Origin of the sequence: Pseudomonas kulmbachensis (assembly GCF_963681935.1) — a bacterium.
GTDB lineage: Bacteria > Pseudomonadota > Gammaproteobacteria > Pseudomonadales > Pseudomonadaceae > Aquipseudomonas > Aquipseudomonas kulmbachensis.
This window is the reverse complement of sequence record NZ_OY817088.1, coordinates 439,706-451,761: the sequence shown is the minus strand read 5'-3', so window position 1 is coordinate 451,761 and position 12,056 is coordinate 439,706. Positions and strand designations below refer to the sequence as shown.

General features: G+C 59.6%; 10 protein-coding genes. 2 read left to right on the top strand and 8 right to left on the bottom strand.

Features of this window, described 5'->3' with window-relative positions:
* Positions 1 to 12: 12 nt before the first annotated feature.
* Together U5A05_RS02195 and glyA are read right to left on the bottom strand one after the other, a co-directional pair.
* Entirely contained in the window at positions 13 to 1,263 is a 1,251-nt protein-coding gene (locus U5A05_RS02195) for a sarcosine oxidase subunit beta (RefSeq protein WP_261740646.1), read from the bottom strand.
* A 22-nt stretch (positions 1,264 to 1,285) separates the two neighbouring features.
* Entirely contained in the window at positions 1,286 to 2,539 is a 1,254-nt protein-coding gene (gene glyA, locus U5A05_RS02190) for a serine hydroxymethyltransferase (RefSeq protein ID WP_261740645.1), read from the bottom strand.
* Between the two features lie 428 nt (positions 2,540 to 2,967).
* On the opposite strand from glyA, the gene U5A05_RS02185 reads away from it, so the two are divergent.
* Positions 2,968 to 4,008, top strand: a complete 1,041-nt coding sequence (locus U5A05_RS02185) for a threonine aldolase family protein (RefSeq protein WP_261740644.1) — start codon at positions 2,968 to 2,970, stop codon at positions 4,006 to 4,008.
* 95 nt (positions 4,009 to 4,103) lie between these two features.
* On the opposite strand, the gene U5A05_RS02180 is transcribed toward U5A05_RS02185, so the two are convergent.
* The 3 genes from U5A05_RS02180 to gbcB form a co-directional block, all read right to left on the bottom strand.
* On the bottom strand, positions 4,104 to 4,406 hold the full coding sequence (locus U5A05_RS02180; RefSeq protein WP_261740643.1) for a cell division protein ZapA: 303 nt from the start codon (positions 4,404 to 4,406) through the stop codon (positions 4,104 to 4,106).
* On the bottom strand, positions 4,403 to 4,627 hold the full coding sequence (locus tag U5A05_RS02175) for a hypothetical protein (RefSeq protein WP_261740642.1): 225 nt from the start codon (positions 4,625 to 4,627) through the stop codon (positions 4,403 to 4,405). The genes U5A05_RS02180 and U5A05_RS02175 overlap by 4 nt, the downstream gene beginning before the upstream one ends.
* A gap of 122 nt (positions 4,628 to 4,749) precedes the next feature.
* Entirely contained in the window at positions 4,750 to 5,850 is a 1,101-nt protein-coding gene (gbcB, locus tag U5A05_RS02170; RefSeq protein ID WP_261740641.1) for a glycine-betaine demethylase subunit GbcB, read from the bottom strand.
* Between the two features lie 282 nt (positions 5,851 to 6,132).
* Here gbcB and gbcA point away from each other — a divergent pair, with 282 nt between their 5' ends.
* Positions 6,133 to 7,425 carry a glycine-betaine demethylase subunit GbcA gene (gbcA, locus tag U5A05_RS02165; RefSeq protein WP_261740640.1) on the top strand — a complete coding sequence of 431 codons (1,293 nt, stop codon included), beginning with the start codon at positions 6,133 to 6,135 and terminating at the stop codon, positions 7,423 to 7,425.
* A gap of 506 nt (positions 7,426 to 7,931) precedes the next feature.
* Here gbcA and etfB read toward each other — a convergent pair.
* From etfB to dgcB, 3 genes are all read right to left on the bottom strand, one after another.
* Positions 7,932 to 8,702, bottom strand: coding sequence for an electron transfer flavoprotein subunit beta (gene etfB / locus U5A05_RS02160; protein WP_261740639.1), 771 nt, complete (start codon positions 8,700 to 8,702; stop codon positions 7,932 to 7,934).
* Positions 8,703 to 8,811: 109 nt separating this feature from the next.
* Positions 8,812 to 10,065 carry an electron transfer flavoprotein subunit alpha gene (etfA, locus tag U5A05_RS02155; protein WP_321835483.1) on the bottom strand — a complete coding sequence of 418 codons (1,254 nt, stop codon included), beginning with the start codon at positions 10,063 to 10,065 and terminating at the stop codon, positions 8,812 to 8,814.
* On the bottom strand, positions 10,062 to 12,005 hold the full coding sequence (gene dgcB / locus U5A05_RS02150) for a dimethylglycine demethylation protein DgcB (protein WP_261740637.1): 1,944 nt from the start codon (positions 12,003 to 12,005) through the stop codon (positions 10,062 to 10,064). The genes etfA and dgcB overlap by 4 nt, the downstream gene beginning before the upstream one ends.
* Positions 12,006 to 12,056: the final 51 nt, after the last annotated feature.

Here is a 12,056-nt window from a genome sequence, read left to right as displayed (position 1 = left end):
GTGTTTCTCCTGTTAGTGGGCGACAGCGGCAGCGCCGTGTTCGTCGATCAGGGCGCCGGAATGGAACCGGTCAATGGAAAACGGTGCAGCCAATGGGTGCATCTCGCCTTTGGCCAGGCTGGCGGCAAACACGTTGCCCGAGCCCGGCGTAGCCTTGAAGCCACCCGTGCCCCAGCCGCAGTTGAAAAACAGGTTCGGCACCGGGGTCTTGGAGATGATCGGGCAAGCGTCGGGTGTGGTGTCGACGATGCCGCCCCACTGGCGGTTCATGCGCACGCGGGACAGTACCGGAAACATTTCTACAATCGCCTGGATCGTGTGCTCGATCACCGGGTATGAGCCGCGCTGGCCGTAGCCGTTGTAGCCGTCGATCCCGGCACCGATCACCAGGTCGCCCTTGTCGGACTGGCTGATGTAACCGTGCACCGCGTTGGACATGATCACGCTGTCGATAATCGGTTTGATCGGCTCCGACACCAGCGCTTGCAGCGGGTGCGATTCGATCGGCAAACGAAAGCCGGCCTGGCGCGCCATATGCCCGGAGTTACCGGCGGTGACCACGCCCACGCGCTTGGCGCCGATAAAGCCCTTGCTGGTTTCGACGCCGATGCACACGCCGTTTTCCTTGCGAAACCCCAGTACTTCGGTTTGCTGGATCAAGTCCACGCCCAGCGCATCCGCAGCGCGGGCAAAGCCCCAGGCCACGGCATCGTGACGGGCCACGCCGCCTCGGCGTTGTACGGTGGCACCGATGATCGGGTAACGAGTGTTTTTTGAGCAATCGAGGTACGGAATTTCGTCCGCCACTTGTTTGGCGTCGAGCAGCTCACCGTCCACGCCGTTGAGGCGGTTGGCGCTGACCCGGCGCTCCGAGTCGCGTATGTCTTGCAGGGTGTGGCACAGGTTGTAGACGCCACGCTGGGAGAACATGACGTTGTAATTCAAGTCCTGGGACAAGCCTTCCCACAGTTTCATCGCATGTTCGTAAAGGTGCGCCGACTCGTCCCACAGGTAGTTGGAACGCACAATGGTGGTGTTGCGCGCCGTATTGCCGCCGCCCAGCCAGCCCTTTTCGACCACGGCCACATTGGTGATGCCGTGTTCCTTGGCCAGGTAATAGGCCGTTGCCAGCCCGTGGCCGCCACCGCCGACGATGATTACGTCGTAGACCTTTTTCGGGGTCGGTGTGCGCCACATCTTCTGCCAGTTTTCGTGGTGGCTGAGGGAGTGTTTGAAGAGGCCGAAGCCTGAATACCGTTGCATAGGATTAACTCCAAAAACGCGCTCAGCGATAAACCGGGAAGTCTTTGCACAGCGAGGTCACCTGGCGCGCCACGTCGGCCTCGATATCGGCATCGCCGAGGTGATCGAGGATGTCGCAGATCCAGCCCGCCAACTGCGTGCATTGCGCCACTTTGAAACCGCGAGTGGTCACCGCCGGGGTGCCAATGCGCAGGCCCGAGGTCACGAACGGCGATTGCGGATCGTTGGGCACGGCATTTTTATTGACCGTGATATGGGCGCGGCCCAGTGCAGCATCGGCGTCTTTGCCGGTCAGGCCCTGACGGATCAGGCTGAGCAGGAACAGATGGTTGTCGGTACCGCCCGAGACCACGTCAAACCCACGTTTGATAAACACTTCAGCCATGGCTTGAGCGTTGTCGATAACCTGCTGTTGATACGCTTTGAAGCCGGGTTCCAGCGCCTCTTTAAAGCACACTGCCTTGGCCGCGATCACATGCATCAACGGCCCGCCCTGACCACCAGGGAACACCGCCGAGTTGAACTTTTTCTCCAGCGCTTCGTTGGCCTTGGCCAGGATCAGCCCGCCCCGTGGCCCGCGCAGGGTTTTGTGAGTGGTGGTGGTGACCACATCGGCGTACGGCAGCGGGTTCGGGTACAGCCCCGCCGCCACCAGACCGGCAACGTGGGCCATGTCGACAAACAGGTAGGCGCCCACCTTGTCAGCGATCTGACGAAAGCGCGGGAAATCGAGGAATTTGGAATAAGCCGAGAACCCGGCAATGATCATCTTTGGCTGATGCTCAACGGCCAGGCGTTCCACTTCGTCGTAGTCGATCAGACCGGTAGCGGTGTCGATACCGTACTGCACGGCGTTGTACAACTTGCCGGAGAAGCTGACGCTGGCGCCGTGGGTCAAGTGCCCACCGTGAGCCAGGCTCATGCCCAGTACGGTGTCACCGGCATTCAGCAGCGCCAGATACACCGCCGCGTTGGCCTGGCTGCCGGAGTGCGGCTGCACGTTGGCGTAATCGGCGCCGAACAGTTGCTTGGCGCGGTCGATGGCCAGTTGCTCGACTTTATCCACGTGCTCGCAGCCGCCGTAGTAGCGCTTGCCCGGATAGCCTTCGGCGTACTTGTTGGTCAGACCGCTGCCTTGGGCTTCCATAACGCGCTGGCTGGTGTAGTTCTCGGAGGCGATCAACTCGATGTGATCTTCCTGGCGCTGATCTTCGGCATTCATGGCCGCTAACAAGGCATCGTCGTAACCCTGGATCTGATCCTGCTTGCTGAACATTGCGTGTCTCCCAGCGCCAGCGCGCCTTTTGGTCTCGGTGGGGCTTGTGCCCTTTGAGCCGATGGTAGAGCTGGCGCAGACGGATCAAATGCCTATGGACGCCACGCAATGGTGCGTTTACGACATGGCGCAAAAGCAGATCTCTGCACAACAGGCCCCTCGTAGCAGCTGACTCGCGGAGCGAGGCTGCGTCGGGCTGCGCAGCAGCCCTAAAATCAGGCCCTGCGGTGTGCCAGTTAAATTCAGATCGCAGGTTTACGGCCGCTTCGCTGCCGAACGCAGCCTCGCTCCGCTCCTCAGCTGCTACAGGTTTTACGGAGTTATAGAACTATTCTTTTGTAGGGATTTTCCGCACTTTAAGTCGTGTCTGTGCACCCGCAAGATTCTTGGATAAAGTGCACCACAACATTCGACCAAGGAACCGGGAAATGACTGACAAGAGCCAACAATTCGCCAGCGACAACTACTCCGGTATCTGCCCCGAAGTCTGGTCTGCCATGGAAAAGGCCAACCACGGCCACCAGCGCTCATACGGCGACGATGAGTGGACCCTGCGTGCCTCCAACGATTTTCGCAACCTGTTCGAAACCGACTGCGAGGTGTATTTCGCTTTCAACGGTACTGCGGCCAACTCCTTGGCCCTGTCGTCGTTGTGCCAGAGTTTCCACAGCGTAATCTGCTCCGAAACCGCCCACGTCGAAACCGACGAATGCGGGGCTCCTGAGTTCTTTTCCAACGGCTCAAAGCTGCTGATCGCCCGCACTGAAAACGGCAAGATCACCCCCGAGTCGATCCGCGAAATCGCCCTCAAGCGCAAAGATATCCACTACCCAAAACCGCGCGTGGTCACCATTACCCAGGCCACCGAAGTCGGTAGCGTGTACCGCCCTGAAGAAATTCGCGCCATCAGCGCTACCTGCAAAGAGCTGGGCTTGTTGCTGCACATGGACGGCGCCCGTTTCTCCAACGCCTGCGCCTTCCTCGGTTGCACCCCGGCAGAGCTGAGCTGGAAAGCCGGCGTGGATGTGCTGTGCTTTGGCGGGACCAAAAACGGCATGGCAGTGGGTGAAGCAATTCTGTTCTTCAACCACGACCTGTCGGTGGACTTTGACTACCGCTGCAAACAGGCCGGGCAACTGGCGTCAAAAATGCGCTTTTTGTCGGCACCCTGGGTGGGCTTGCTGGAAAACGACGCATGGCTCAAACACTCCCGCCACGCCAACCACTGCGCGCAATTGCTGAGCCAGTTGGTGAGTGACATTCCGGGGGTTGAGCTGATGTTTCCGGTGGAGGCCAACGGCGTGTTCCTGCAACTGTCGGAACCGGCAGTGGCTGCGCTGACCGCCAAGGGCTGGCGTTTCTATACCTTCATCGGCAAAGGCGGCGCACGCTTCATGTGCTCGTGGGACACCGACGAGGCACGAGTGCGGGAATTGGCGGCAGATATTCGCGAAGTGATGGCGGGGTAGAACAGCAAAGTTCTCTGTAGCCGCTGCCGCAGGCTGCGATAAGGTCCGCAGGACCTTCAAAGCCTTGGGCAGCGACTACAGAGTTTGGCGAATACTCAGGATTGCCCCAGAGTTCGCTCAATCACATCGACCGTGGCGCTGACTTGCTCTTGATAACGGTCGAGTTCCTGTTTGTGGCTCAGTTGCAACTCAATCTGCTTTGAACACAGATTCAGTGCTGCCAGCACCAGCAATTTGTCCCCGATCAGGCTCGGGTACTTTCTTTTCGTTTCGGCCAGGGCGGTTTTCAACATGACCGTTGCCGCCATCAGGGTTTTTTGCTCCCCCTCCGGCGCTTTGATCGTGTAGTCGTTACCCAGAATCGAGACGACATTTACTCCGTCTCTGTCCGCGCTCATGCGTTGACAGGGCTCGCGCGCTCAACCAGTGCCTGAATGCGGGCTGCGGTTGCACCTTGCTTCTCTTCCTGTTCCATCAGGGTCAGTTGCAGGCTTTCGTTTTCATCTTTGGCCAGAGCCAGCTCGGCGCTCAGTTGTTCGTTGGTTTCCAGCAGTTCTTGCTTTTGCTGAACCAGGTCGCTGACCAGTTGTTCCAGTTTGCTAAGGGATGACTCAATCATGGTGGCGTTCTCAAGCAGTTTCGAAGGGCGCGTACGATAAAGAAAAGTCAGCGCCTAAGCTAGCGCCAACCTGCCTTATCAGACCCCTAATGACTCTGCTTTAGAACCTTTGTTCCCAAACCTTAGAATTCAATCCGCACATCCCCCTTCGGCACGCTGCAGCACGACAGGATATAGCCCTCTGCAACATCCTCCTCGGTGATGCCGCCGTTGTGCTCCATCTCGACCTCGCCGCCCAGTTTCAGCACCTTGCAGGTGCCGCAAATCCCCATGCCGCAGGCTTTGGGGATCAGCAGCCCAAGCTTGGCCGCTGCCGCATGCACCGTTTCGGCCGGGCCCACGCGGATGCTCTTGCCGGACGCCGTAAATTCCACCTGATTCAGATCCGCCTGGTCCAACTCCGGCGCATCGGCTGCCTGCTCGGCTTGCTCCACCGCATCGGCCCGGGCTTCAGGCGGGGTCGCACCAAAGGATTCCTCGTGGTAACGGCTCATATCAAAACCGTTGGCTTCGAGCAAACGCTTCACCGCATTCATATACGGCGTCGGCCCGCAGCAAAACACCTCGCGCTCCATGAAGTCGGATGCCATCAGGTCGAGCATTTTGTGATTCAGATAACCGCGATACCCGGCCCACGGCTCACCCAGCCCGTGCTTCTCGCAGATCAGATGCAGGCTGAAGTTGTCGATGCGCGAAGCCATATGCTCCAGCTCGCGGTGGTAAATGATGTCTTTGGGTGAGCGGGCGCTGTGGATAAACACCATGTCGACATTGGCGTTGGTGTCGTAAAACCAGCGCGCCATCGACATCACCGGGGTAATCCCGACACCACCGCTCAGGTACAGCACCTTGGGGCTAGGCGCATCGATGGCATTGAACAGCCCGACCGGCCCGTGAACCGCCAGCTCCTGACCTTCCTGCAAATTGTCATGCAACCAGTTGGACACCCGGCCGCCCGGCACGCGCTTGATAGTCACCGAAAAACTGTACGGCACCGACGGTGAGCTGGAGATGGTGTACGAACGCATCACCGGGTCGCCGTCGATTTCCAGTTCCAGAGTGACGAACTGCCCTGGCTTGAAAAAGAACAGAATCGGCTGGTCGGCCATAAAACAGAAGGTGCGCACGTCCCAGGTTTCCTGAATCACTTTGACGCATCGCACGATGTGTCGGCCATTGGCCCAGGTCTGGGTGGTTACCGGGTTCAGAAAGCTGTTGGACATGCGTTTCTCCACGGCCGACAACCGGCCTCTTGTTGGCGATTCTGCGCATGCCCCGAAGCGGCCATTTATCTATTCGCGACATCCACATACTTATCGCGACCAGCCCCTGAAAACAGTACCTGCGGCGTCGGGAACAGATTGGGCCATGTCGCCCGCAGATATGGCATCAAGGCACTTCAATCGCACACTCAGCGCCACTCAACGTGTTAATTGTTTTGCCTTGCGTCGCACCCCTGATCAGCCACTTTTAGGCCACATCCGATGGCCATGAGGATTACAACGATGGACATCACCGCAAACCTGAGCCTGGGCGACCCACTGGAACCCGCACGCAAGGCCACCGCCGAGATGCTGCAGAACCGCGAACGCACGTTTTCGTTGCCGCAGCCGTTTTATAACGACGAGCGTCTGTTCGATATCGATATGCAAGAGATCTTCCAGAAAGAATGGCTGATTGCAGGCATGACCTGCGAGATCCCGGCCAAGGGCAACTTCCTGACCCTGCAAATAGGCAAGAACCCGATCATTGTGATTCGCGGCGCCGAAGGCCAGGTGCATGCCTTTCATAACGTGTGCCGCCATCGCGGCTCACGGCTGTGTACCAGTGAAAAAGGCAAGGTCGCCAAACTGGTATGCCATTACCACCAGTGGACCTACGAACTGGACGGGCGCCTGCTGTTTGCCGGCACCGAGATGGGTGCCGACTTCGACATGAAGCAATACGGCCTCAAGCCGGTTAACGTCAAAACCGCTGGCGGCTACATCTTTATCAGCCTGGCCGAGAACCCGCCTGCCATCGACGAGTTCCTGGCCACGCTGAACCACTACATGGAACCCTACGACATGGAAAACACCAAGGTGGCGATTCAGACCACTCTGGTGGAAAAAGCCAACTGGAAGCTGGTGCTGGAAAACAACCGCGAGTGCTACCACTGCAACGCGTCGCACCCAGAGTTGCTCAAGACCCTGCTGGAGTGGGACGACGTGACCGATCCGCGTGCCGATCAGGCATTCAAGGATCACGTAGCAGCCTCTGCCGCCGCCTGGGACGCAGAAAAGATTCCTTATGCCCACGCCAGTTTCGGTCTGCGTAACCGCATCGTGCGCATGCCGCTGCTCAAGGGCACCGTCTCGATGACCCTGGATGGCAAACAAGGCTGTACAAAACTCATGGGGCGGATCAAAAACCCGGACCTGGGTTCGATGCGCATCCTGCACTTACCGCACTCGTGGAACCACTGCATGGGCGACCACATCATCGTGTTTACGGTATGGCCGATCAGTGCCCAGGAAACCGTGGTCAGCACCAAATGGCTGGTCCACAAGGATGCGGTAGAAGGCGTGGACTATGACGTGGAGCGCATGCGCAAGGTCTGGGACGCCACCAACGACCAGGATCGTCGCCTGGCGGAAGAGAACCAGCGCGGCATCAACTCCATCGCTTACCAGCCGGGGCCGTATTCACAGACGTACGAGTTTGGCGTGGTCAATTTTGTGGACTGGTACAGCGAGCGGCTGCTGAACAATTTGGGGGCAGAGCCTGCGGCGTACCTTAAAGGGATAGTCGCACAATGATCCTGTAGCCGCTGCCGCTGGATGCGATGGGTTGCGCAGCGACCCTCGAAGGGCCTTCGGCAGCGGCTACAGAACCCACATCGATCAATTATTGATCAACTCGCTACACCCCCCGCAGTCAAAGGCTCTCAGCCCTTCACCAACAACTTGTCCACAGGCACACCCACAGCAATTGTGGGGAAGTGGACAACTTACCCCATAAATCACGATTGAGTGTTTTTTGTACAATTGATTACAGGCCACGAATTACGTGGCCTGTAGACAGCCGCGAACACCTTATCCACATATCCACCAACAGAGATTGTGCGCAACTTATGCACTGCCTGCTTTCACTGTGGAAAACCCCTTAAGGCACCGATTACTCAGGGGTTTTAAGGCCGCTCGGTGGATAAAGTCCTGAATTGAGCATTTTTTGATCAGAAGCCTGAAAGGCACGGTTTGTATAGGTCTTAGCCGACAGCAAACAACTTATCCACATAAGCGCTAACAGACTTTGTGGGCAAGTATCAGCGCACCACGCCTTCCTCAATGAGCAACTTCAAAATGGCCTGGGCGCCCTCTTCTGCGCCGACGCCCTTGAGGACTTGCCCGGAACCGCCAGCAGCCTTGGCCGTGGCGGCTTTCATGCGATCAGCGCCGCTTTTGGCCTTGATCACTTTCAAGCGCTTGGGCCGTGGTCTGGCAGGTTGCAGCAGCCCCGTTGTGGATAACTCATCGGCAATGATTTCAACCACTCTGGCATCGACCAGGCCCCGAGTAGCCGGGCCGTAAGCGCTTTGCCGGGCCTTGGGGGCCGCGTTATCCACAGTGACCATAAACGGCAATCGCACCTGTAGCCGACGTCGCTGGCCCCGAGGCAAGGCTTGCAGCACTTGCGCCACACCATTGTGGATAGATTCTATCTGCGCCACGCCCACCAGCAGCGGCCAGCCCAATTGCTCGGCCAGCAGGTACGGCAACATGCCCGAACCTTCGCCGGTTTCGGCCTGGCTGCCGGTCAGCACCAACTGCACGCCAGCTTCGCGGATGTAATCGCGCAATACCGGCACCGCATCAGCGCCGTCGGGTTGTTCGAGCACGTGCAATTCGTCCAGGCCCATGCCCAGATAAGCGCGCAAAGCTGGCTCGTGAGGGTTGCCCGCGTGCAGCACATGCAAGTTATCCCCAGCCAGCTCCAGGCCCAGTTCAACAGCACGGGCGTCCTGCTCGGCGCGTCGGGCGCGGCCAGAGGCGGGGTGGGCGCCGATTGAAACCAGTGCAACAGTGGCGATGGTCATATGTATTTCTCCAAATCAAAAGCCCCTCACCCCAACCCTCTCCCCGAGGGAGAGGGAGCTGACCGAGGTGATTGACAGAGCAACTATCGACCAATAAATCGGATTGATCTCAGCCATTGAATGCAACAGAGATCGGCCCCTTCTCCCTCTGAGAGAGGGCTGGGGTGAGGGTGCTCTGGCGCCAGTTATCCACAGCCACAATCAGGGCTTCCAGCACCGCCGCACTGTCGCCAATCACCGACAGGTCAGCGCGTTTGATCATGTCGCAACCGGGGTCGAGGTTGATTGCCACCACTTTGTCGCAGGCGCCAATCCCTTGCAGATGCTGAATCGCACCGCTGATCCCGACCGCCACGTAGACCCGCGCGGTGACCCATACCCCGCTGGCACCGACCTGGCGCTCGCGGCCCATGAAGCCATCGTCCACCGCAACCCTGGAGGCGCCTTCAGTGGCGCCAAGGGCCACAGCAGCCCTGTGGAAAAGTCCCCAATCCTTGATACCGTTACCACCACTGAGGATAAATTCCGCCTCGGCCATTGGAATCGCCGCCGGATCGACATCCACCGCACCCAAATCTTCAATTCGCGGCAAGCAGCTCGCGAGCGCTGTGGATAACTGCACTGCCAGCACTTCATGCCGGGTGTCGCTGACCGGTTCGGCGCACTCGGCCGCCGCCAGGATCAAACGCCGCAATGGCTGCGCCACGTCTTGCAGCCCCGCACCGGCACGACCGATACAGGCCCCATCCTTGATCTGCCACACTCGCGTGGCCGGGCGTTCACCCAGGCTGGCGGCAAAGCGTCGTCCCAGTTCTGCGCCACCGCTGCGACTGTCCGGCACTAGCCAGTGCCTTGGGGAAAACTGGTTATCCACAGCCCGCAGGCCAAGTACCTGCCGCTCCGGTGCATAACCTTCACTGTCGAGCAGCAACAGCCGATCAACCCCGGCCGTGTCGAAGGCAGTTTCTTTCGATTCGCCAAACACCACCGCCAGTACTGCGCCATCGCTCCCCGCCAGTTGCCGGGCCAGCCCCAACAGATCACGGTCATGACTGCTCAAACGACCGCCGACCATGTCCGGCACTACGCAGATATAGAATGCTGGAGCCGGGACCTGATGCAGCGGTAATTGCACTTCAACACTGGCCGTACGCTTGCTCGTACCGCCCTGTTGCGCGCCGCTACGGTCGATCCGCTTGATGCCGTTAGGGCCGATAAAACCCACGCCATGCACACTTTTACGCAGTACCCCGTTGGGCCCCATCCAGCTCAGTTGCTGTGGTTGCATGGCCGCATGTAACGGGTGCAGGCGGTTGCGGGCGATCCACTCGGCGTGGGGGTCGCGGCGAATAATGTCACTCATGCGATCACCTCAGGGGCTACGCGCTTGGCCGGTTGGGCGGGTGCTGGACCTTCAATCAAGGCGTCTGCCACCAGCTCGGCAATGTCCTTGATCAGTGGCCGTGGCTCCACCACGCCTTCGAGCATGGCGGTGCATTGCGGGCAGCCAACCGCCACGCGCTCGGCGCCGGTTTCACGGATATCGTCCATGCGCATATCAGGGATACGCTGCTTACCGGGAATGTCGGTAATCGGCGCACCGCCACCGCCACCGCAGCAACGGGAGCGAAAGCCCGAGCGCTGCATCTCCTTGACTTCAATGCCCAGCGCTCGCAGCACCGCGCGCGGCGCCTCATATTCACCGTTATAGCGGCCCAGATAACACGGGTCGTGATAGGTCACGCTGCCCCCTGCATCCGCGGCCAGGTTGAGCAAACCGGCGCTGATCAACTCGGCCATGTAGGTGCTGTGGTGCTGTACCAGGTAGTCACCGCCAAAGGCGCCGTACTCATTTTTCAGCACATGAAAACTGTGGGGGTCGCAGGTGACGATGCGCTGGAACTGGTATTGCCCCAGCGTCTGGATATTGCGCTTGGCCAGAGCCTGAAAGGTCGCTTCATCACCCAAGCGCCGGGCCACGTCGCCGCTGTCGCGCTCTTCCAGCCCCAGCACCGCGAAGTTGACCCGCGCCGCCTTGAGCACTTTGACGAAGGCACGCAAGGTGCGTTGGTTGCGCATATCGAAAGCGCCGTCACCGACCCAGAACAGCACATCCGCCGAGGGCTTATCGCGCATCAGGTCGAGATTCAAATCCGCTGCCCAGTTCATCCGCCCGCCCGGGGCAAAACCGCCGGGGTTATCGGTGGCAATCAGGTTGTCCAGCACCTGGGCGCCGTTGTTCGGGGTCGCGCCTTTTTCCAGGGTCAGAAAGCGGCGCATATCTACGATTGCATCCACGTGCTCGATCATCATCGGACACTCTTCGACGCAAGCACGGCAGGTGGTGCAGGACCACAGCGTATCCGCATCGACCAGACCGTTGACGATGGGCTGGTGCGGATTGCCGCCGTGTTCACCTATCGGTTTGCCCGGATACGGGCTGCCCGCGAAGTGCGCATCGGTGCCGCCCGCCAAACCGACCACCATGTCTTGAATCAGCTTCTTGGGGTTGAGCGGCTGCCCGGCGGCAAACGCCGGGCACGCGGCTTCGCACTTGCCGCATTGCACGCAGGCGTCAAACCCGAGCAATTGGTTCCAGGTGAAGTCCTTGGGTTTTTCCACGCCCAGGGGCGCGGTACGGTCGTCCAGGTCCAGTGGTTTCAAACCTGTGGAGCGGCCACCGCCGAAGCGCTCGGCCCGGCGGTGCCAGGCCAGATGCAGGGCTCCGGCGAAGGCGTGTTTCATTGGCCCGCCCCAGGTCATGCCGAAAAACAGCTCCGACACACCCCACAGCACACCAACCGCCAACACCGCCGCCAGCACCCAGCCGCCAAAGCCTTCGGGCAACAAACCGGCCACCGGCAAGGTGAGGATAAAAAAACTCACAGAGAACGCCAGCAGGCTTTTCGGCAGGCGCATCCACGGGCCTTTGGACAAGCGCGACGGCGGGTTAAGGCGCCGTTTAAATACAAAGAGCGCGCCGACAAACATCAGCGCCGTGGCGAACAGCAAGGCATAACCCAGGATGCGGTTATGCAGCCCCAGACCGTGCACCAGAATCGCCAACACCGCCGCCAGCACAAAGCCACCGGCGGTGGCGACGTGGGTGTTGGCCATGTATTTGTCGCGAGCGACCACGTGGTGCAGATCGACCATGTAACGCTTGGGCATGGCCAGCAGGCCGCCCAACCAATCGACCTTCGCCGGACGGCCACGGCGCCACATGTTCATGCGCCGCGCGGCGCCCAAAACGGCCAGGGCCAGTGCGGCGAATAACAAAATGGGGAGAACGATATTGAGCATGGTGAAGCTCCCAAAGACTTCGGGGCCGAAACGTGTAGCCGCTGCCGCAGG